This is a genomic window from Paenibacillus sp. MER 180 (assembly GCF_023713665.1).
Lineage (GTDB): Bacteria > Bacillota > Bacilli > Paenibacillales > Paenibacillaceae > Paenibacillus_B > Paenibacillus_B suaedae.
Genome location: NZ_JAMAVT010000009.1, coordinates 247,942 through 269,971, shown reverse-complemented (window position 1 = coordinate 269,971; position 22,030 = coordinate 247,942). Strand labels below are relative to the sequence as shown.

Below are 22,030 nucleotides of genomic sequence, written 5' to 3'. Positions count from 1 at the left end.
CCGTTACATACCATCATGATTATACGGATAAGCTGCGCTGAGGCGCATAAGAATGGGTGGAGTGAATTGAGAGTTATTTCAGGAACAGCAAGAGGTCGCTCGTTGAAGCCGGTACCCGGCATGGGGACGCGGCCGACGACAGATAAAGTCAAGGAAGCCTTGTTCAGCATGATCGGGCCGTATTTTGACGGCGGCTGTGTGCTGGATCTGTTCGCAGGAACAGGCGGACTTGGCATCGAGGCACTTAGCCGTGGTGCGGAACAAGCGATATTCGTGGACAAGGATCCCAAGGCTGTCGAAGTTGTGAAGCACAACGTTCAGGCGGCAGGGGTCGCGGAGCAGAGTGAAGTATACCGCAATGATGCCAAGCGGGCGATTAAGGCATTAACGAAGCGTGATATTTCTTTTGAACTTATTTTTCTTGATCCGCCATATCGATTGAAGGATGCGGACGAACTGCTGGAAGGCATGTGGAATGACGGGTTAATCTCGAAGGATGCGACGATTGTCGTTGAGCATGACTCGAAGCATGAATATCCCGAAGAGATCGGTCCTCTCTACGTATGGAAGAAAACAGAGTACGGAGAAATTGGAATTACGGTATATCGGGTCAAGGAACAGACAGAGAAGGAAGCTGAGCTTGAACAGAACGCATAAGCTTATAACCATATGAGGAAATGAAACGTGCAGAAGAATAATCTGCTGTAGGGCATAAGGAGGATCCATTGTCATGACGGAACATACAGAGCAAGTGCATGAGCCGCGCATTGCGGTGTATCCGGGAAGCTTCGATCCGGTTACACTTGGGCATCTTGATATTATACAACGAGCGGCTAAGCAATTTGATAAGCTCATCGTAGCGGTGTTGAACAATTTGTCGAAGCAGCCAATGTTCAGTGTTGAGGAACGGAAGGAGCTTCTTGGGCAGATTACTCAGCATATCCCGAATGTGGAAATTGACAGTTTCCGTGATTTGCTGGTCAATTATATGGAGCAGAAGCAGGGCCATGTGATCGTGCGCGGCATTCGCTCTGTCACAGACTTCGAATATGAGCTGCAGATGGCTTCCACGAATCAGAAGCTTAACCCACGAGTAGAGACGATCTTTATGATGACGAATCCGAAATATTCCTATCTAAGCTCAAGCATGGTCAAGGAAATTGCGAAATTCAATGGTGACGTCAGCGAATTGGTGGCACCTGAAGTAGAATTGGCACTGCGTGATAAATACAAAGATTCAAAGTAAGCAGCAGGTCCATGTCGCCAGTATGAATCAACGGTCGATATGGACTTTTTTGTTTAGCCTCGGGTGAACAGCCGTCCAACGGTTTGTGCCAGTACGAATAAAGTGAATAGGAATAGACAGGCTACGGGAATGAGCATGGAAGCTTGAGCCCATATTGGCAAATGACTAATGAAAGTCAATAACGGAAGCAGGCTGCTTGATTCCGCGATTACAGGCGCATCATAGGCATTGGATGTGTTGGTTGCTAGCGTACATAATGCTGACATTGCTGAATCTGATGATTGGAGCAGGGAATGAAGTGGCGACCATAGCATATAAGTGAGCAGAAATGCACATAAGGCATGAAGCAGACGGGATAGTATAAAATGGCCGAAGCGAAGATCCGTCGTCTTCACAATGCTGTGAACTTGAAGAAGAGCACTGATGCCGCTCCAGGCAATAACGGAACTGAGCAGCGCTGCTTGAAATACAGGAGATGAGAATGCTGCTGAACCGAGCGTATACGCCGCTAAATTTACTTCAAGCAATCCGTTCAAGATATATTTGCCAAGCTCCTGCGGAATTGCGATGCGCAGCACTTGAATGATAACGGAGAATATCATCATATAGCCGCCGACCATCATTAAGGTTTGGACAGCTGAAGTAACGGACTCGCCCAGCATTCTGCCGAAGGGACGGCCATCCTGACGATGGGCGCCCTCCATCTGCCCAATGATCCGTTGGTAGAATTTCTGGTGAGATTTCGATAGTGAAGCAGATGTGCGTAATGGTTGCGACTCAGGGCGCATGCGGTGAATGAACCGCATTAGAAGTGTAGTTAGGATAGAGGAAGCCCAGTGAATAATTGCGATGATTAGCCCAAGCTCAGGCTTCTGCATAAACCCAACACCTACGACTGCTATAATAAAAAGGGGACTGCTCGTATGGGACAGACAGAGCAGCCGCTCAGCTTCCTGACGAGATAGAACCTGTTGATTGCGCAGTTGGGCAACAGCCTTGGCTCCTGCTGGATAGCCGGCCGTCCAGCCGACCGCCCACGCCCAGCCGCCAACTCCAGGCAGACGGAACAACAAACGCATAAGGGGGTCCAACAAGGAACCAAGTCCATGGACGAATCCATAAGCATAGAGCATTTCAGACAATACTAAGAACGGCAGCAATGCCGGGAATATAATGTTCCACCATATTTTCAAGCCTTGAAGTGATGCTTGGAATGCTTGATCCGGATACGATACAATGCAAATAACGAGAAGAACTGCCATACTTCCCATCAACAGCGTCGTTAACGGGTGTTGGGATAGCGGCGTTCGAAATGAAAACATGATGTTCACCTCTTGCAACAGTATTGGAAGTAGGGTACTTCCACATATGTACGTACCAAAGACAGGCTTTAGACCAGTTTGTACAACGAAGCAGGGGCGAGCGGAAGCAGCAGGAGGGAATGCAATAATGGAAGAAGAAGCAGTACGTGACAGCCAAGGCTCGAAGCGTTGGCGATTAGGCAGTTGGAAATGGTTCTTTGCAGCACTCTTGTTCTTGTATGTGATGGTGTATATGCCAACACCATATGTGATATATACGCCGGGCAGTGCCGAGCAGGTGAAGCCAATGGTAAGTGTCCAAGCTGGAGACGACACAGAAGAAGGGACATTTATGCTTACCACGGTGCGCCGCACATATGCGAACCTTGCATTGCTATTATGGAAATCATTTGACCCGCATGCCGAGTTTGGCAAGAAGGCGGATTCCCTACAAGGAAGAAGCGAACAGGAATATGTGACTGAGCAATTGTTCAACATGAGTGATTCCCAGCTAGGCGCGGTACTGGCTGCCTATAACCAGTTGAAGATCCCGTACCAATTGAAATCCGAAGGCGTGTATGTTATTTACAACTACCCGAACCTTGCGCACAATGAGTTCGAGACCAATGATCGGATCATCGAAGTCGATGGTAAGCCGGTTAATGATTTCGAAGCATTACAAGCAGTTATGAAGGGCCGCAAAGCTGGAGAAACGGTGCAGGTCAAGGTTGAGCGTGACAAGAAAGAGAAACTTGTAAAGGCGACATTGGTGGAACTGACGGATCCGAATAAGAAAGAGGAGAAGCGAGTTGGCTTTGGTCTTCGGTACGGACAACGCAAGGAAGCTATACCTGAGGATAAAGGAAAAACCATAACCTTCAAAGACAGTGACATTGGCGGTCCATCCGCTGGGCTTATGTTTACCTTGGAGCTGATAAACCGCTTAACCCCAGGGGACTTAACTGAAGGCTATCGGATAGCAGGAACAGGAACGATTGAACCTGGCGGGAATGTAGGCGTGATTGGTGGCATTCAATTTAAGGTTGTGGCTGCTGATCGTGAGAAGGCGGCGCTGTTCCTTGCTCCAGAAGGCAATTATGCGGAAGCGAAGGCGAAGCTCGAAACGATGAATACGAAAATGAAGCTGGTATCGGTACGTACAGTGGGCGATGCACTGAACGCAATTCAGAAGTTTGGCGCCGAGCAGAAGGCTGCTCAGTAAACGTATAGAGTAAAGCGAAGGGCTCGTGGAATAAGTAGCGGCGAGCTTTAATAGCATGAAGCACAGCTTGTCTGATCATGGAGTGGGCAACTATCGTGATGCAGATATGAGGGAATACAGGCTGATATACCTTCTTAATATGAAATAAGGGCTAGATGGACAAAAGATCGAGGTGAGGGCGAGATGCTCCCATGCTCGATCTTTTGTGCTTATTCTTCCCTCAGTTTGATTGATGTCGCCGAGGTGACTCGTAATAGTCCCGATAAGCATCACGAGCATTCCAACGCCCAAAGGCGTTCGCATACAGCGATGTTGCTCGGATATCAGCTTCCAGGCCGCAATAACCTCCGAGATTGAAGTTATCGCGATTCACGCTTAACACAATCGGCAGTTCTGCGCTTTGCTTCATTCGCTTCAGCAGGGCGCGTCCTGTGTCCGTGAACCCAAGAACTCTAATGTACCAGGGCCCTTTCTTCAAGCCATCGGATCCAAAATGGAATTTGTCATGGTGAAGCAAAATATGCGCGAGCATCCGCTGCAGCTTCGTTCGGGTATAGCGCTTCGTCTTGAGCTGCTCAAGCAGGGATTCCACGCGTTGTGCTGTCATTTGGCCGAGTGCCTGTTTCACCCGGTACTCGAGCCCTTCCGTAACCTCTAGATGACGCGCAATGGATTCAGGGGACAACTGATGTAGCCGATATATCAGCTCACGCGTATAACAATCCCAGCTCATTGGTGCTCTGCCGAAGCGATGCTCCTGCTCAAGAATACGCAGTGTGCTTGGCGGCAAATATTGTGCACATGTCTCGAGAGTGCCTTCTTCCGTCCATAATCGTCTAATGGCGGTTGCGCTCGCGATTGAGCCTTCTGGTGCTTCCGTATCATGGTAGCCGGCCTGTGTGCGAGCAATCGTGTGCGGTTTGATTGCGCTATTCAATCGGCGGAGCGCCATTACATAGTGCAGGCCAAGGGAATTGTTGGGCTGCGCCATCCAGTCTGCAGCCTCGGATGAAGAAGGGCTGGTGCGGCTTGCCGTCATTGCTTGTCCCGCTGCTGCGGCATAAGCAGCAGGGTAGGTTAAACCTGCCTTCAGATGCTCCTGCAGCTGATCTGTGAAGCCCGAAGGCTCGTTAACGAGGATATCTGCTGCACGTAAGAACGGTTCAACATCACCAAGCTCGCTGCCGAAGCAGAGAGCGTCAACTACGCCTGTCGCTTGCAGGGTGGCAACAGCGCCGTAGGCGAACCATTCCGCAGGCTGAACAGCGTAGGCAACAGGCAATTCGAGGACAAGGTCGACGCCATTTGCAAGTGCCATATCCGTTCGCGACCATTTATCGGTCAAGGCTGGTTCGCCACGCTGTAGGAAATGTCCGCTCATGACAGCGACCACTGCGTCGCAATTTGAAACTTTTTTCGATTGCTGGAGATGATATACATGACCGTTATGCATCGGATTGTATTCAACGACGATTCCGAGCGTTCTCATTCACGTCTCTTCCTTTCAGGCGCTGAATGCGGTAATATGGTATCTCAATAGTATCTAAAGTAGATGCATTGAATGCTTATTGACGGATCTCTTTCCCAGACAATCCACGGGTGTTGATAATCAAATCATACCATGATTGAATGGTTTTCCATAGGAAGGGGAATCGCGCTCCGGCTCTGGCAAACTGTCAAACGAATTTGGTTGACAAAGCATGACGTTAATCGCTATAATTAATTTTGTTTGTTTGGAGTGATAGTATGGAATTTCGATTTCGAGACATAACTGCTGGTAGAGGGGAAACGCAGATTAATACGGCATTTCGTGCCGACGAGGTAGCGCGTGAGCGCTCTGATGTTACCATTTCTGAACCGGTTCATGTCGAACTGTCGGTAAAGGCGGAAGGTGATGGGTTCGCTCGAGCTCATGGCAAGCTGACCGCTAAGATGGAACTGCAATGCTCGCGTTGTTTAACATCGTTTACCGAGACGTACGTTATTCCGTTTGATGAGCAGTTCAAGCTGAAGGACTCTACTGATCTTCCCGCTGAAGGGGATGAGGAGGACGTCATTACGGTGGCGGACGACCTTGTCAACTTGAAGCCTTACGTGGAAGAGGCGCTCTTAATGAACTTGCCGTATGCGCCGCTATGCGACGAGACGTGCAAGGGTTTGTGCCCGACTTGCGGCACGAACCGCAACGAACATCCATGCGGATGCTCGACTGAGCGAATCGACCCGAGACTGGCGGGGTTACAAGATTTCTTTAAGAAATAGAAAGCTGACAGTAGAAATAACACGTAACTTGGGTAAGGAGGTGTAAACATGGCAGTACCTCAAAGAAGAACGTCGAAAACACGTCGTGACAAGCGCCGTACGCACTTCAAATTGTCCGTGCCGGGCATGGTAAAATGCGAACAATGCGGTGAGTTGAAATTGGCGCACCATGTATGCAAAGTGTGCGGAACATACAAAGCTAGAGAGATTATCAAACAATAATCGGATATCTATGCAGGAAAAGTAGTACTTCGTGATCTCACGGGTGCTACTTTTTTTGTTCTCTTACCCTGGATAATATTAGGAGGAAAAGAGGGGTATAAAAACTGGTACTTTCCTTTAGACCCATTTTTATATATACTACTCTTAGTACCAGGTTCTAAATACCTTTTTTCAAATCGATGAAAATGATCTATGATATACATAAGGGTTGGACAGTCAGCAGTTATGCGGCAAGCCAAGCCTTTAGCATATTGGGCAAAGAGCAAAGGTGGTGCGGGACATCGAGCGTTTACCTAAGAGACAGCGTCAGCAGCAGCTGGCCGCAATCATTGAAGAGAATCCATTCGTGACTGATCAGGAATTAACCCGCAAGTTGAAGGTGAGTATCCAGACGATTCGGCTTGACCGGATGGAGCTCGGGATTCCTGAATTAAGGGAACGATTGAAGCTAATGGCAGAGCAATCCTACGATCAAGTAAGATCCTTGCCGCTACATGAAGTTATTGGTGATATTGTTGACCTGCAGCTGGATCGCAGCGGGATATCGATATTTGAAATCCGTGATGAACACGTCTTCTCAAGAACACATATCGCACGCGGTCATCATCTGTTCGCGCAAGCGAACTCGCTTGCGGTTGCGGTCATTAATGACGAGATTGCATTAACGTCATCAGCGGATATTCGCTTTCTTCGTTCCGTGAAGCTGGGAGAGAAGTGTATCGCGAAAGCGTATGTACGCTCAATTTCAGGCGAGCGAAGCAAGGCGAAGGTGGAAGTGTTTAGTTATGTGGGAGAAGAAATGGTGTTCCAAGGGAACTTTGTCATTTATCGTTCGGCAGGAACGGTGATTAGCAGCGAAGGAGGAGAACTGCATGAGAATCGCCATTGATGCGATGGGTGGAGATCATGCACCGAAGAGCAATGTAGAAGGTGCATTGGCGGCAGCCAAGGAATGGTCGGATGTTGAACTGCTGCTTGTGGGAGACGAAGCAAAGCTCACTCCGTATATGACCACTTCCCCATCGAATGTGCGCATCATTCATGCGCCAGATACAATTGAAGCGGATGACGAACCGGTTAAGGCAGTTCGTCGCAAGAAGGAAGCCTCGATGGTTGTTGCGGGACGTATGGTTCGTGAAGGTGAAGCGGATTGTATGATATCGGCAGGCAATACGGGAGCGTTGATGACGACAGGGCTTCTCATTGTAGGCCGTATGAATGGTGTGGAGCGGCCTGCACTGGCTCCAATGATCCCGACGATGGATGGCAGAGGCGTGCTAGCGCTGGACTTGGGTGCGAACATGGATGCCAAGCCTGAGCATCTTGCGCAGTATGCCTTGATGGGCAGTATTTATCGCGAGAAGGTACATGGCATGTCGAAGCCGCGCGTCGGACTGCTGAACGTAGGTACAGAGGCGATGAAGGGCAATGAATTGACGAAGCAGGTCTATCCGCTGCTCGCGGAGCTGCCGATTCAATTCGTAGGCAATGTCGAAGCCAGAGACGTATTGGAGAGTACTTGTGACGTACTCGTGTGCGATGGATTTGCTGGCAATGTCATGTTGAAATCGCTGGAAGGAACGGCAAGCTCATTATTTGGCGTGTTGAAGCGGGAGTTCACGCGTACATGGTATACGAAGCTTGCGGCAGCGATGTTGATGCCAGCACTTAAGGGCTTGCGCAAGACGATGGATTACAAGGAACATGGCGGAGCTCCGCTGTTAGGCTTGAACGGACTTGTAATTAAGGCGCACGGCTCTTCAGATGCGCGAGCCGTTCATAATGCGGTTCGGCAAGCACGTTTAGCGCTGCAAAATGATTTGATTGAGACGATTTCTATGGGAGTCGGCGGAACTAACAGTGGGAAGTGAGTGATGCGTGATGAGCTTACGGTCAGTAGGAATCATTGGGACAGGTAAGTACGTACCCGAACGTGTGTTGACAAATGCGGACATGGAGAAAATGGTCGATACAAACGATGAGTGGATTGTATCACGAACGGGAATTAAAGAGCGTCGGATCGCGGCAGAGCATGAGGCAACCTCTGACTTGGCTTTTTATGCAGCGGAGAAGGCACTGGAAGCGGCGGGCATCTCAGCAGAAGAATTGGACTTGATTGTCGTAGCTACTGTTACACCAGATATGTCATTCCCGTCCACCGCTTGTCTTGTTCAGAAGCGGCTTGGAGCGACGAAAGCGGCAGCATTTGATTTGTCAGCAGCATGCTCTGGATTTGTATATGGACTTGCTAACGCAAGCAACTTTATTGCAATGGGCACATACAAGTACGCACTTGTAATCGGTGCAGAATGCTTGTCGCGCATTACGGATTACACGGATCGCAATACTTGCATCCTGTTCGGAGATGGTGCGGGTGCAGCGGTGCTTGGTCCAGTACCGGAAGGCCGAGGATTCCAATCCTTCGTGCTTGGCGCGGACGGCAATGGCGGTGAACTTCTGAAAATTGAAGCCGGTGGTTCGCGTATGCCTGCGTCGGCGGAGACGGTTGAAAACAAGCGCCATTATCTTTATATGAACGGTCGCGAAGTATTCAAGTTCGCTGTTCGCATTATGGGAAATGCGGCAGAAGAAGCGCTTGAGAAGGCAGGGAAGAAAAAGGAAGATGTTAGCTTGATGGTTCCACACCAGGCGAATACGCGGATTATCCATGCAGCTCTGGAGCGGCTGAACCTGTCGGAGGACAAATGCGTTATTAATTTGCCTTACTATGCGAATACGTCGGCAGCTTCTATCCCGCTTGCACTTGCAGAGGCTGCAGAGCAAGGCCGCATTCAAGAGGGAGACACGATCCTGCTCGTTGGCTTCGGCGGCGGCTTGACATGGGGAGCTTCGGTTATCGTTTGGTAGAGGGATGTCCTTCTCCGTGATTAAGGAAAACACAGTTCTGATTTATACTCATTCATGGATAAATTAAGGAGTGGACAATCTTGGGTAAAATTGCATTCGTTTTTCCTGGACAAGGTGCTCAAGCGGTTGGTATGGGCAAGGACGTCTATGAGGCCGTTCCTGCTGCACAGGAGGCTTTCGATACAGCAGAGCAGGTACTTGGATTCCCTCTGAAGGAGCTCGTATTCAATGGGCCAGAGGAAGACTTGAAGCAGACAGCAAACACGCAGCCAGCGCTTCTTGCTACGAGCTATGCACTGTATCGCGCGTTTGAAGCGTCTGGTGTTCGTCCAGACTTCGTCGCAGGACACAGCTTGGGTGAATATAGTGCGCTTGTTGTAGCGGGGGTACTATCCTTCGAGGATGCAGTCGCAATTGTGCGGCAGCGCGGACAATTCATGGAGCAGGCTGTTCCGCATGGACAAGGTGCCATGGCGGCTGTATTAGGTGCAGAGCGCGAGCAGTTGGGAGCGCTGTGTGATGATATTAGCCGAACAACAGGTTCAGTAGAGATGGCGAACGTAAACTGTCCTGGCCAAATCGTTGTATCAGGTACAGCGGAGGGTGTAGCGGCGGTTGCCGAACGTGGGAAAGAGGCTGGCGCTAAACGTGTAAAACAACTAGAGGTTAGCGGGCCATTCCATTCGCTGTTAATGAAGCCAGCAGCAGAACGACTGGGCGAAGTCTTGAAGACCGTTGCCTTCCAAGATGCTTCTGTACCGGTTGTGGCCAATGTATCTGCACGTCCAGAGGAAGCGGGCGAGCTACTTCGTGAGCTGCTCGTAGAGCAAGTGTTCTCGCCAGTATTGTGGGAAGACAGTGTGCGCTATATGATCGAGCAGGGCGTTGATACATTCATTGAGCTGGGTTCAGGCTCCGTTCTTGCTGGACTGATTAAGAAGATAGACCGTTCGGTGAAGATTGTATCGATCAATAGCCTAGCAGCCATAGAAGCGTACCTTGCAGAATAATTGCAGTTATTCATACAATCGATATTCTATATCTATCTTATGTCTGCAATTATCATTCTAGTGATGCTGGGCGTAACCCGCTGCGGAATACGCCCGGGCAAGTATAAGGGAGGAACATGACCATGTCGAGCTTTGAAGGCAAAGTGGCGGTTGTCACAGGCGCTTCTCGCGGCATAGGACGAGCAATTGCACTAAGTCTGGCTGAGGCTGGTGCAGATGTTGTTGTGAACTATGCAGGCAGCGAAGCGGCAGCTAAGGATACTGCAGCTGCGATCGAGGCAATGGGACGCAGAGCCATCACCGTTCAAGCAAATGTGGGCAAGACAGAAGAGGCGGATCTTCTTGTAAAGACAGCGTTGGATCAATTTGGCCGTATTGACATATTGGTGAATAATGCCGGAATTACAAGAGATAATTTAATTATGCGGATGAAGGAAGAAGAGTTTGATCAAGTCATTGAGACGAATTTGAAGGGTGTATTCAATTGCGTAAAGGCAGTGACTCGTCCGATGATGAAACAGCGCTCTGGCCGCATTATTAATATCTCGTCCGTCGTAGGTGTAATTGGCAATCCGGGTCAAGCCAACTATGTAGCAGCTAAAGCTGGTGTAATCGGCCTTACTAAGGCGTCTGCGCGCGAGCTTGCATCCCGTGGCATTACCGTCAACTGTGTGGCGCCAGGCTTTATTGAGACAGATATGACGGATGCACTGTCTGAAGAGATGAAGGGGCAGCTGCTTAGTCAGATCCCGCTTAATCGTCTAGGTCAGCCAGAGCATATTGCGAAGGCAGTTCGCTTCTTGGCATCTGATGATGCGGAATATATGACAGGCCAGACGATCCATGTGGATGGCGGCATGTACATGTAGGAGGCTTCTCCGTTCATGGCAGCATGAACGTTAAGCGATATAATGGGTGGGTGTGCATAAGTGTTGAGCGATCAGCAATAAAGCATCTTTTCCCTAATAAGTGGAAACGACTGTGAGAGATCGGGTCGTTTCTACCAGCAAGCCGTTTTGATATGGCAATTTACAATGTTTTTTCGTATAATACCAAAGAGGAGGTGAACCGGATGTCAGCAGAAGTGTTGGAGCGTGTAAAGCGCATCATCGTTGAACGCCTTGGCGTTGATGAGGCAGAAGTAACGCTTGAAGCATCTTTCAAGGAGGATCTTGGCGCTGATTCCCTCGATGTTGTGGAATTGGTGATGGAATTGGAAGATGAGTTTGATATGGAAATCTCTGATGAAGACGCGGAGAAAATTACTTCGGTTGGAGAAGTAGTGAATTACATACAATCTCATACCTAAGTTACTGAGTCCCGTTCTTCGTTAACGGGACTTCTCCTCATTATTGCAATATCTGAATGCGGCGGTATGCCGCATTCTCCATCATATAGAAGCTTGAACTGCAGAAGTAGAGGTGATTCTGATTGAAGCACAGGGTTGTAGTGACCGGCATGGGTGTCGTGACCGCTCTCGGCTCGGATATTGAGACATTCTGGAATAACCTGTTGGAAGGGAAGTCTGGAGTATCTCACATAGAAGCGTTTGATGTTACCGATTATCCGACGCAAATTGCCGCTTCCGTGAAGGATTTCAATCCAGAAGATTTCATGGATAAAAAAGAAACAAGGCGTATGGATCGATTTGTTCAATTCGCAGTAGCTGCAAGTAAGAACGCCTTGGAAGACGCGAAGCTGGACGTAAGAGAACAGACGAATCCAGATCGTGTTGGCGTTATCGTCGGATCCGGTATTGGTGGTCTTGGCACATGGGAAGATCAGCATACGGTATTGATGGAAAAAGGCGTTAAGCGCGTTAGTCCATTCTTCATTCCGATGATGATTGCGAACATGGCATCTGGCCAAGTCTCCATCACTGTTGGAGCTCGCGGACCGAATACAGCAGCTGTATCCGCATGTGCGACGGGGACGCATTCCATTGGCGACGCATACAAGATTATTCAGCGCGGCGACGCGGATGTAATGATCTGTGGCGGAGCAGAAGCGACGATCCGTCCGATCGGTATGGCAGGCTTCTGCGCGATGCGTGCGATGTCGACTCGCAACGATGAGCCAGAGCGCGCTAGCCGCCCATTCGATGTAGACCGTGACGGTTTCGTTATGGGCGAAGGAGCAGGCGTACTTGTTCTGGAGTCGCTGGAGCATGCTCTAGCACGCGGCGCTCGTATCTATGGGGAAGTGGCTGGCTATGGGATGAGCGGTGACGCTCACCATATGACAGAGCCTGACCCAACAGGAGCAGCATTGTGCATGACTCGTGCGCTGGCGGATGGCGAATTGGCACCAGAGCAGATTGATTACATCAACGCACATGGTACCTCGACTCCAGTAGGAGATCGTTCGGAGACGAAAGCGATCAAGTCAGCGCTAGGCGACCATGCTTATAAGACAGCAGTGAGTTCAACGAAATCCATGACAGGGCATCTTCTCGGTGCAGCAGGCGGCGTAGAGGCAGTCATTTGCAGCTTGGTACTGCAGCATGGCATGATTCCGCCGACGATCAACCTGGAAAATCAGGATCCGGAATGTGACCTCGATTACGTTCCGAACGTAGCTCGTAAAGCTGATGTACAAGTAGCGATGTCCAACTCATTTGGCTTCGGCGGACATAACGCTACAATTGTCTTGAAGAAATACGAAGCATAAGGAGTCAGACAGTTGAGTGTAGAATTGAAGCAGTTACAACAGAAACTGAACATTCATTTTCGGAACAGACAGCTGTTGAAACAAGCGTTCACCCATGCTTCCTATGTGAACGAACACCGCTTCGGCCAGCACCAAGACAACGAACGCCTTGAATTTTTGGGCGATGCTGTGTTGGAGCTGACGGTGTCAGAATTTTTGTATCACCGATGTCCGACACGGCCCGAAGGGGAGTTGACCAAGATGCGTGCTTCCATCGTCTGTGAGCCATCTCTTGTCAAATTTGCTAACCAGCTTGGTTTCGGCAAGTATGTTCTGTTAGGCAAGGGAGAGGAGCTGACGGGAGGACGTACGCGTCCCGCATTGTTGGCGGATGTTTTTGAATCGTTCATCGGCGCGCTCTATTTGGATCAAGGCTTAGAGGTGGTGCGGGATTTTCTGCGCGAGCATATTTTCCCGCAAATCACGCTTGACGGCAAGCTGCAGACGAATGATTACAAGACACAGCTGCAGGAATTGACGCAGCATCACAATTTGGGTTCGCTCGAATATCGAATTATCGAAGAGCGCGGCCCAGCACATGAACGTGAATTCGTATCTGAAGTATGTATGGGTGACGAATGTTTAGGTCGCGGAGTTGGCCGCTCGAAGAAAGAAGCGGAACAACAAGCCGCGGCACAGGCGCTCGAGCAATTAGTCATTCCGAAATCATAACGTACTGTAAGGCCGGCGCGTGCGTCGGCCAGTTTCGCAGAAAGAGCAAAGAACAGCGCGCGAAGCGAGCGGAATTGGAGCTGCTTACAGGCTGGTTTTTGCTCTTTCTTTGTCCGAAGCTACGTTACCGCGCGGAAATTTGACAGCATGTCCATGCGACGATTCGGATTCGCGATATGGTACAATAATCGTTGAGGTGATCGTAGAACGATGTTCTTAAAAAGGTTAGAACTGGCGGGCTTTAAATCGTTCGCGGATCGGACGGAATTAGAGTTCGTCCAGGGAATCACCGGCGTTGTCGGCCCAAACGGCAGCGGAAAGAGTAATATCTCTGACGCAATCCGTTGGGTGCTCGGGGAACAGAGCGCCAAGTCACTTCGCGGCGGCAAGATGGAAGACATTATCTTTGCAGGCAGTGATGCGCGCAAAGCAGTGAACTATGGAGAAGTGTCCTTAACGCTCGATAACAGCGATGAGACACTTCCGCTTGATTTCAATGAAGTGACGGTGACACGTCGTGTGCATCGAAGCGGCGACAGTGAATATTTTATTAATAAGCAAGCTTGTCGATTGAAGGATATCACCGAACTGTTCATGGACACAGGAATCGGGAAAGAAGCATATTCCATTATCGGACAAGGCCGAATTGAAGAAATCCTCAGTACTCGTTCAGAAGATCGTCGTGGGATATTCGAAGAGGCGTCTGGGATTGTGAAATACAAGTCTCGGAAGCGAGACGCGAAGAAGAAGCTGGATGAGACCGAGCAGAACTTGCTCCGCATTCACGATCTTGTGGTGGAATTAGAGGATCAGATCGGGCCGCTTAAGGAGCAGTCTGAGAAGGCTAGACACTATAAGCAGCTTCGTGAATGGTTGAAGAACAAAGAAATTGCAGTTTACGTTCATCAAATTGAGGAGCTTCACATCACTTGGCAACAGGCGAACGAGAAGCTAGGACAGTTGAAGGAACGTGAATTGTCCTTGTCAACGGTAGTAAGCGAGCATGATGCCAAGCTGGAAGTGCACCGCATTGAGCTTCGCAAGCTGGAAGAGGAGCTCGAGAAGCTCCAGGCAACGCTTCTTCATTACAGTGAGGAGTATGAGAAGTGCGAAGGACAAGGCGAGGTTCTGAGGGAGCGCAAGCGGAATCTGACGTCCAATGAGCAGCAGATGAAGACAACGCTGACGACGACTTCGGAACGAATGCGTGCGAAGCAGTTGGAAGTGCAATCTGTTCGCGAGAAGCTGTTGGCCTTGCAGACTGAACTGGCTGAAATTCGCGGACTTATCGTTGCCGAAGAGACACGGCTTGCTGGCGTAGCTGGCGGGACAAGCTCAGACGCGGAAGAGAGCTTGAAGGGTCAGCTGCTCGAAGTAATGAATCAAATGGCGCAGCAGCGCAATGATATTCGCTACTATGACCAGCAGAAGGAATCCCTGCAAAAGCGTCTCGATAAAATGAATACAGCACGCAACAAGCGCGAGCAGGAGCAGAAGGATCTTCAGAAGAAGGTCGAAGATGCCAAGCGCCGCAGTGAAACGCTAACAGGAGATTTGGCGTACATTCGTAATCGTTATCTTACAGAGAGTGAGCAGTTGAAGCAGGATGAGTCGCTTCTCTCCGAGACGGAGCAGGCTGTGCGCAAATGGCAGCAAAAAGCCGATGCAATGGTGTCTCGTCGTGATACGATGCAGGAGCTGCAAAATGACTTTGACGGATTCATGCTCGGCGTACGGGAAGTGCTTAAGGTTGCACGTCGACCGAATGGATTGCAGGGCGTACATGGTGCGGTTGCGGAATTGATCCGTGTGCCAGAGCAATTGGAGACGGCGATTGAGACTGCACTTGGCGCAGCCTTACAGCATATCGTTATGGAGAATGAGACGGTATCGCGGAATGCCATCATGTTCCTGAAGCAGCGTCAATTAGGACGTGCGACATTCTTGCCGCTGGATGTTATTCGACCACGCACCTTACATGAGACAGATCGTCGTATTGTGAATGGTACGGAAGGCTTTGTAGGTGTAGCGGCGGATTTGGTAAAGTCGGACGACATGTATGCAAGTATTGTCGGCAGCTTGCTCGGCAATGTGGTCATTGCGAAATCGCTGGAAGATGCGAACCGAATTGCGGCGAAGCTGCAGTACCGTTATCGTGTGGTGACGCTTGAAGGCGATGTTGTCAATGCCGGCGGCTCAATGACAGGCGGAAGCTTGAATAAGAAGAGCGCGAACCTGCTCGGACGCCAGCGTCAATTGGAACAGCTGGAAGCAGATATTAAGGAAGCTGATAAGCAGCTTGCCAAGCTGACGGAGACGTATACGGAGCTGAAGCAGCGCACAACGACAGGACTGAAGCGGCTCGATGACCTCCGCGAGCAAGGCGAGACGAAGCGCATCAATGAGCAGCAGCTGGCGAGCGAGATTGCGCAGTTGGAGAAGGAAGAACGCCAGTTGGCAGAAGCGCTCGAGGTGGAGCAGCAGGAGCTTACACACGCTGCGGAGGAGATGTCCACGCTGGACGCTGGGCGTCGTACCGCGGAGGCTCGGCTTGACGAGCTGAAGATTGATGAGGATCGTCTGCATGTCTCGATAGAGACTGCTGAATCTGCACGCAAGGCGAACGAGTCAGAGAAGGAAGTGCTGCAATCGCAGCTTACGGACTTGAAGGTTCGTCAAGGGAAGCTCGATCAGGAATCTTTCTCGCTGCAGGAGCAGTTGACACGCTCTGAGCAGGAAGCCAAGGCGTACGAACAAGAGTATACGCAGTTGACGCAAGGGTTGATTCAGGTACAGATTGATCTGGAGACCGCTGAGCGTGAGACGATGAAGCAGACTGAAGACTTGAACCATTTCCATGTGAAGAAACAAGAAACGGGCAAGCAGATTGAGTTCAAACGTGCGGATCGTGCGCAATGTGTGGCAAGACTGGAGCTTGCAGAAAGCGATACGAAGGAGCAGCGTACGGAGCTGAAGCAAGTGGAGGAGTCGATGCGTCAGACGGAGATTCAAGCGAATCGCCTTGATGTTGAACTGGATAACTTGCTGCGCAAACTCAGTGAAGAGTACGAGATTAGCTTTGAACTGGCGAAGCATCGATACGTAGTACCTGAGAACATTGAGGAAGCGAAGCTGGAAGTGCGCGATCTGAAGAAACAGATTGCAGCACTTGGCGAAGTAAACCTTGGTGCGATCGATGAGTTTGAACGTGTGAATGAGCGCTATCAGTTCCTCAGTGAACAGAAAAATGATCTGATTGAAGCGAAGACGACGCTCTATCAAGTTATCCGCGAGATGGATGACGAGATGTCGAAGCGGTTCAAAGCAACATTCGATGCGATCCGCAAACAGTTCGTAGTCGTGTTCTCCAAGCTGTTCGGCGGTGGACGGGCTGATCTCGTTCTGATTGATCCGGAACATATACTGGAAACGGGGATTGACATTGTGGCGCAGCCACCAGGCAAGAAGCTGCAAAATTTACAGCTGTTGTCCGGCGGTGAGCGTGCATTGACAGCAATGGCGCTGCTATTTGCGATATTGCATGTGAAGCCAGTGCCGTTCTGCGTGCTTGATGAGGTTGAAGCGGCACTCGATGAAGCAAACGTTACACGCTTCGCCCAATATTTGCGTGAATTCTCCGAGCAGACTCAGTTTATCGTCGTCACGCATCGCAAAGGGACGATGGAAGAAGCTGATGTACTGTACGGTGTCACGATGGAAGAGGGCGGCGTATCGAAGCTCGTATCCGTGAAGTTGGAAGATGACGAAGCAATCATTGCATAAGGGGCGGGGAAGGACATGAGTTTTTTTAAGAAGCTGAAGGAAAGCATCGCGGCAAAGACCGAGTCCGTAACGAATATTTTCAAGGAAGGCTTGGAGAAAACTCGCAAAGGGCTCGTGGAGAAAGTAACGGAGCTTATTACGCGGCGCAAAAAGATTGATGAAGCTTTCTATGAAGAACTTGAAGAAATCTTAATCGGTGCCGATGTTGGTGTGACAACGGTTATGAACTTGATTGATGAGCTTCGCGCTGAGGTGAAGAAGCGTAAAATCGAGGAAGCAGCTGAGCTGCAGCCGGTATTGTCCGAGAAGCTTGTCGGGCTTCTGCGTGGCGATGATACAAGCAAGCTGAATATGAATCCGAATGGCATGACGGTTATTTTGTTCGTTGGTGTCAACGGTGTCGGCAAGACGACTACGATCGGAAAATTGGCACATCGGTTCAAGCAGGAAGGTAAATCTGTCCTTCTCGCTGCCGGAGACACATTCCGTGCCGGGGCAATTGAGCAATTGGAAGTATGGGGCCAGCGTGCAGGAGTCGATGTCATTAAGCAACAGGCAGGCTCTGATCCTGCTGCGGTGATGTTCGATGCGGTGCAGGCTGCGAAGCAGCGCAATGTTGATGTGCTGCTCTGCGATACGGCCGGTCGCTTGCAGAACAAGTCGAACCTGATGGAAGAACTGAACAAGATCTTCCGTGTCATTCAGCGTGAAGTACCTGACGCTCCACATGAGGTGTTGATGGTGCTTGATGCAACCACAGGGCAGAATGCTCTCAATCAAGCGAAGCTGTTCGGCGAGAAGAGTGGAGTTACTGGTTTGGTGCTCACGAAGCTTGATGGCACAGCGAAGGGCGGTATCGTCATAGCAATCCGTCAAGAATTGAACTTGCCTGTGAAGCTGGTCGGACTCGGCGAGAAGATGGGGGATTTGCAGGAATTCGATTCCGAGCAGTTCGTCCATGCCTTGTTCGCAGGATTGATTGCAGAAGCAGAGCAAGCAGAAGATGAGCAAGCGGATGATCAGCAAGCTTAAATCGAATCTGAATACGGATAGAAGGCGTCCCACTTAGGGACGCCTTTTTTGCAAGATGATGCTGGTTGAGAAAAAGGAATGGTTTCTCTTACCTCTTGTTATCACAGGTATTTTGAATATGAGCTTGTGTATGGCGAAATCAAATTTGTAGAGTGCTGCGCTGCGAAAGCGGCTGATTTGACAGTTCAGGCATAGTCTGAACATTTGATAATTGCCTGCATTCCCGAAAAGCAAAATGCGTACAGCCCTGGCATTGAACGTTAACAATGCGAGTCAGTGCATAATCTATGGCAGTTCCAGTACGTTGGAAGAAATGTTCAGTCCCGATCATCGTTGCCAGACCCGTTTTGTTCATGATCCCTTCAGGTTGGGGAGCAATGCCGGTTATCAGTACGATGCCTCCATGCTGGCGGATGCGACTAACGAATGCAGATAGATGCGCAGCGGCTGTTGTATCCATATATGGCACGCGCCCCATTCGCAAGATTAGTACACGAGGAGTTTCCTCGAATTGTGATGCGAGTGATTGCTCCAGCATATGAGCAGCACCGAAAAACAGCGTTCCTTCGATGCTTACGATACTAATTTGCGGGCATTTTCGTCCATCATTTACGACTCTCGCAGATACTTTGGCTTTGTGATCCTGCGGATCGGGCAGAACTTTATTCACCTTCACTTCTTCACTCATTCGTTTGATGAACAAAATAATGGACACCGCGAGACCTGCTTGAACGGCGACTGTCAGGTTCGTGAACACAGTGAGCAAAAAGGTAATACATAAAATAAGTGAATCTGCCGTTTTGGTACGTGCAATCTTCGCAAATGTTTTACGCTCGCTCATGTTCCAGGCAACCATCATCAATATCGGTGCCATTGCAGCGAGTGGGATTGCCGAAGCATAAGGAGCAAGAAATAGCAGCACGAGCAGTACGACGATGGCATGCACCATCCCGGAAATCGGAGAAGCAGCTCCGCTGCGTATATTGGTAGCCGTACGAGCAATTGCACCGGTTGCAGGAATTCCCCCGAATAATGGTGCGATCATATTCGCAATGCCTTGCCCGATCAGTTCGCGATTGCTGTTGTGTCTTTCACCTGTCATGCTGTCGGCAACAAGCGCGGATAACAGAGATTCCACTCCGCCGAGCAGTGCAATGACGAATGCTGGCTGAAGCAGCAGAATGATACGATCCCAGCTTAGCGCTGGCCAGTGGAAAGCTGGAATGCCGCTAGGTATCGTTCCGAACGTCGTTCCAATCGTAGCAACCTGATCAGGATACAACCAGGCTGCTGCCAAGCTGGCTAAGAGTAGACCGACTAGAGAAGCCGGAATCTTCGGCATATACTTCGGCACGAGAAGGAGGGCAGCAAGACAAATACAGGATGTCAGAACACTGTAGATGTTGAACGCTGGGATATGAATGATCAGCTCGCGCATATTGGCGATGAAGCTGTCCTGCTTCTCTAAGTGAAGCCCTAAAAAATCGGCAATTTGACCTGTAAAAATAATGACGGCAATCCCTGAGGTAAAACCGATGGTTACAGGCCGCGGGATGAAACGTATCACGGCTCCTAAGCGCAGCAATCCCATCAATACAAGCATAATACCTGCAAGGAAGCCAGCGATTAGCAGGTTCTCAAATCCATATTGCATGACAATGGCGAACAAAATCGGAATAAATGCGCCTGTAGGGCCTCCGATTTGAAACTTGGATCCACCAAGGAACGAAATAAAAAATCCGGCGATAATCGTCGTATATAAGCCATATTCAGGCTTGACGCCGGAGGCTATGGCAAATGCCATGCCTAATGGGATGGCAACCACACCGACAATTAAGCCTGCAATCATATCTTTCTTGAATGATTGGAAGCTGTAGTTGGCATAGCGTCCGCACCACAACGGTTTCATGTATAATACCCACCATTTCTAAATATTTGATTATTTGAATATTTAAAATGATAAAGGTGTTTTGCATACCTGTCAAAGGGTATAGGAAGGGGTGTGGCATGCTTTTATACAAAAAAGAGAGGAAACAGGAGTCACGGACTCATATTCCTCTCTTTTTTAGGATGATTCTTGGTTTTTCATGTTTTTCAACATGGATATGGAATTGACTAAGTGATTGTTGAATATTTGCTTCGCGACTTCAAGTAAATCCTTGATCATTGGGTCACGCAAGGAATAAATGACAGAGGTTCCATCCTTAACGCCGTACACCACGTTTTTATTGCGCAGAACAGCCAACTGCTGCGATACAGAAGATCCTTCCGTGCCAAGTATGGCTTGTATCTCGTTAACCGTTTTATCCCCTTCACATAAGATCTCAAGTATCTTAATTCGAAGAGGATGCGCTAAAGCTTTGAAAAACTCCGCCTTAAAATGCTGAATATCCGGATACATGATGGCTTTCTCCCTTATTCACAATAAAAGATTCAAAATAGGTTAGTGTTAGTTTACCACAAAACGAACGTTCGTGAAAAAGGGATTGCAAAATCAAGTTCGAATGAAGATGTATTGAAGATAGAAATATAAGCAGGATTAATACTACCATAAAATACTATAATTTACATTTTCAGATTATATTGACAGTTAGATCAAATCTCAATATGATGTACAGGTGATAATGATTCTCAGTAATGATGTAAGTGTATTTAGCTTTATGTTGGACACCAGGGGGTAGTAACTTTTGAAAAAGAAATATCAAGCAATACTAGCGATTTTATTCACAGTACTTCTTATTGCGGGATGCGGCTCTCAAGCAAGTGAGGGCGGCCAAGCCGGCGGAAATCAACCAGCCGCTAAGGAAACAGAAGCCGTGCGAGAAATTAAGCATGAGCTTGGTACAACAGAAGTGAAAGGATCGCCCAAGCGGGTCGTTGTGCTCGAATATTCCTTTGTTGATGCACTTGCATCACTTAATTTGAAGCCTGTCGGCATTGCCGATGACGGAAATAAAGATCGAATTTTGAAGAGTCTGGCGGATAAGATTGGAGATTATACGTCAGTTGGGACTCGTAAGCAGCCAAGCCTGGAAGTAATAAGCTCCCTGCAGCCGGACTTGATTATCGCGGATTGGAAACGTCATAAAGCGATTTATGAAGACTTGAAGCAAATTGCTCCTACAATCGTGCTGAAGAGTCTAGAAGCTAGCTATGAAGACAATTTGGCTTCCTTCCAGACGATAGCGGATGCCTTGAACATGAGTGAGGAAGGGAAAAAGCGGTTGGAGCAGCATAAAGATAAAATCAATGCCTTGAAGGCTAAAGTGTCACCATCAGACGAGAAGCAGACCGTCATGTCGGCTGCCCTGCGCAAAGAAAGCTTCAAGGCGCATACCTCATCCTCTTATGACGGCGCTGTATTGGAAAAGGTCAGTCTGATGAATGCGATACAGGATCCGAAGGAACCCTATGCGGAGCTGACATTGGAGCAATTGCTGAATATCAATCCTGATATTTTGTTCCTGATGAAGACAGACGGAGAGCAAACGATCGTGGACGAGTGGTCCGTAAATCCGTTGTGGCAAGAACTGAAGGCCGTGAAGAACAAAAAGGTCATTGAAGTGGATCGCAATTTATGGACACGCTGGCGCGGCATCGTTGCCGGGGAATTAATGATGGAAGAAGCAATTTCGAAACTGTACGGCAGCGGGGAAGCGGCGAGATAATTTGTGCAACAGGAAGCGGGCGAGGTAGGCGTTAC

20 protein-coding genes are annotated in these 22,030 nt (G+C 49.3%); 16 read left to right on the top strand and 4 right to left on the bottom strand.

All coding sequences use genetic code 11. From position 1 onward, the window contains the following. Positions 1-66 precede the first annotated feature (66 nt). Both rsmD and coaD read left to right on the top strand, forming a co-directional pair. The gene (rsmD, locus tag M3661_RS16750) at positions 67-657 is read left to right on the top strand and encodes a 16S rRNA (guanine(966)-N(2))-methyltransferase RsmD (RefSeq protein WP_251486807.1); all 591 of its coding nucleotides are present in this window, start codon (positions 67-69) and stop codon (positions 655-657) included. A 73-nt stretch (positions 658-730) separates the two neighbouring features. Then, a complete protein-coding gene (gene coaD / locus M3661_RS16745) occupies positions 731-1,246 on the top strand; it encodes a pantetheine-phosphate adenylyltransferase (RefSeq protein WP_065290307.1) in 516 nt (171 codons plus the stop codon). 53 nt (positions 1,247-1,299) lie between these two features. On the opposite strand, the gene M3661_RS16740 is transcribed toward coaD, so the two are convergent. Next, positions 1,300-2,568: a nucleoside recognition domain-containing protein gene (locus M3661_RS16740; RefSeq protein WP_065290308.1), complete on the bottom strand. Its 1,269-nt coding sequence runs from the start codon at positions 2,566-2,568 to the stop codon at positions 1,300-1,302. Between the two features lie 46 nt (positions 2,569-2,614). On the opposite strand from M3661_RS16740, the gene M3661_RS16735 reads away from it, so the two are divergent. Further along, positions 2,615-3,769 carry a YlbL family protein gene (locus M3661_RS16735; protein WP_251486805.1) on the top strand — a complete coding sequence of 385 codons (1,155 nt, stop codon included), beginning with the start codon at positions 2,615-2,617 and terminating at the stop codon, positions 3,767-3,769. 220 nt (positions 3,770-3,989) lie between these two features. Here the strand turns inward: M3661_RS16735 and M3661_RS16730 are convergent, their stop codons facing one another. Then, positions 3,990-5,258 (bottom strand): nucleotidyltransferase, encoded by a 1,269-nt coding sequence (locus M3661_RS16730; RefSeq protein WP_251486803.1) that lies wholly within the window; start codon positions 5,256-5,258, stop codon positions 3,990-3,992. A gap of 257 nt (positions 5,259-5,515) precedes the next feature. On the opposite strand from M3661_RS16730, the gene M3661_RS16725 reads away from it, so the two are divergent. From M3661_RS16725 to ftsY, 12 genes are all read left to right on the top strand, one after another. Further along, on the top strand, positions 5,516-6,031 hold the full coding sequence (locus tag M3661_RS16725; RefSeq protein ID WP_065290311.1) for a YceD family protein: 516 nt from the start codon (positions 5,516-5,518) through the stop codon (positions 6,029-6,031). Between the two features lie 48 nt (positions 6,032-6,079). Continuing rightward, positions 6,080-6,253 carry a 50S ribosomal protein L32 gene (gene rpmF, locus M3661_RS16720; RefSeq protein WP_019424932.1) on the top strand — a complete coding sequence of 58 codons (174 nt, stop codon included), beginning with the start codon at positions 6,080-6,082 and terminating at the stop codon, positions 6,251-6,253. A gap of 268 nt (positions 6,254-6,521) precedes the next feature. Then, positions 6,522-7,142, top strand: a complete 621-nt coding sequence (gene fapR, locus M3661_RS16715; RefSeq protein ID WP_028531217.1) for a transcription factor FapR — start codon at positions 6,522-6,524, stop codon at positions 7,140-7,142. Then, positions 7,126-8,124 carry a phosphate acyltransferase PlsX gene (plsX, locus tag M3661_RS16710; RefSeq protein ID WP_251486801.1) on the top strand — a complete coding sequence of 333 codons (999 nt, stop codon included), beginning with the start codon at positions 7,126-7,128 and terminating at the stop codon, positions 8,122-8,124. Before fapR ends, plsX begins: the two co-directional genes overlap by 17 nt. Positions 8,125-8,134: 10 nt before the next feature. Then, positions 8,135-9,121, top strand: a complete 987-nt coding sequence (locus M3661_RS16705) for a beta-ketoacyl-ACP synthase III (RefSeq protein ID WP_021256600.1) — start codon at positions 8,135-8,137, stop codon at positions 9,119-9,121. Between the two features lie 80 nt (positions 9,122-9,201). Beyond that, positions 9,202-10,131 carry an ACP S-malonyltransferase gene (fabD, locus tag M3661_RS16700; RefSeq protein WP_251486799.1) on the top strand — a complete coding sequence of 310 codons (930 nt, stop codon included), beginning with the start codon at positions 9,202-9,204 and terminating at the stop codon, positions 10,129-10,131. A 122-nt stretch (positions 10,132-10,253) separates the two neighbouring features. Continuing rightward, positions 10,254-11,000, top strand: a complete 747-nt coding sequence (gene fabG, locus M3661_RS16695; RefSeq protein ID WP_142543597.1) for a 3-oxoacyl-[acyl-carrier-protein] reductase — start codon at positions 10,254-10,256, stop codon at positions 10,998-11,000. A gap of 203 nt (positions 11,001-11,203) precedes the next feature. Beyond that, a complete protein-coding gene (gene acpP, locus M3661_RS16690) occupies positions 11,204-11,440 on the top strand; it encodes an acyl carrier protein (protein WP_005551886.1) in 237 nt (78 codons plus the stop codon). A 122-nt stretch (positions 11,441-11,562) separates the two neighbouring features. Further along, complete coding sequence (gene fabF, locus M3661_RS16685) at positions 11,563-12,801, top strand: beta-ketoacyl-ACP synthase II (protein WP_251486797.1); 1,239 nt, start codon at positions 11,563-11,565, stop codon at positions 12,799-12,801. Positions 12,802-12,813: 12 nt separating this feature from the next. Next, the gene (gene rnc, locus M3661_RS16680; RefSeq protein ID WP_021256596.1) at positions 12,814-13,512 is read left to right on the top strand and encodes a ribonuclease III; all 699 of its coding nucleotides are present in this window, start codon (positions 12,814-12,816) and stop codon (positions 13,510-13,512) included. Positions 13,513-13,722: 210 nt separating this feature from the next. Further along, complete coding sequence (smc, locus tag M3661_RS16675) at positions 13,723-17,295, top strand: chromosome segregation protein SMC (protein WP_251486795.1); 3,573 nt, start codon at positions 13,723-13,725, stop codon at positions 17,293-17,295. 15 nt (positions 17,296-17,310) lie between these two features. Then, entirely contained in the window at positions 17,311-18,327 is a 1,017-nt protein-coding gene (ftsY, locus tag M3661_RS16670; RefSeq protein WP_065290316.1) for a signal recognition particle-docking protein FtsY, read from the top strand. A gap of 139 nt (positions 18,328-18,466) precedes the next feature. Here ftsY and M3661_RS16665 read toward each other — a convergent pair whose 3' ends face one another. Together M3661_RS16665 and M3661_RS16660 are read right to left on the bottom strand one after the other, a co-directional pair. After that, positions 18,467-20,236 carry a SulP family inorganic anion transporter gene (locus M3661_RS16665; protein WP_251486793.1) on the bottom strand — a complete coding sequence of 590 codons (1,770 nt, stop codon included), beginning with the start codon at positions 20,234-20,236 and terminating at the stop codon, positions 18,467-18,469. A gap of 156 nt (positions 20,237-20,392) precedes the next feature. Next, positions 20,393-20,728 (bottom strand): ArsR/SmtB family transcription factor, encoded by a 336-nt coding sequence (locus tag M3661_RS16660; protein ID WP_021256592.1) that lies wholly within the window; start codon positions 20,726-20,728, stop codon positions 20,393-20,395. Positions 20,729-21,014: 286 nt separating this feature from the next. Between M3661_RS16660 and M3661_RS16655 the strand changes: the two genes are divergently transcribed. Further along, positions 21,015-21,995 (top strand): ABC transporter substrate-binding protein, encoded by a 981-nt coding sequence (locus M3661_RS16655; protein ID WP_251486791.1) that lies wholly within the window; start codon positions 21,015-21,017, stop codon positions 21,993-21,995. Positions 21,996-22,030 lie beyond the last annotated feature (35 nt).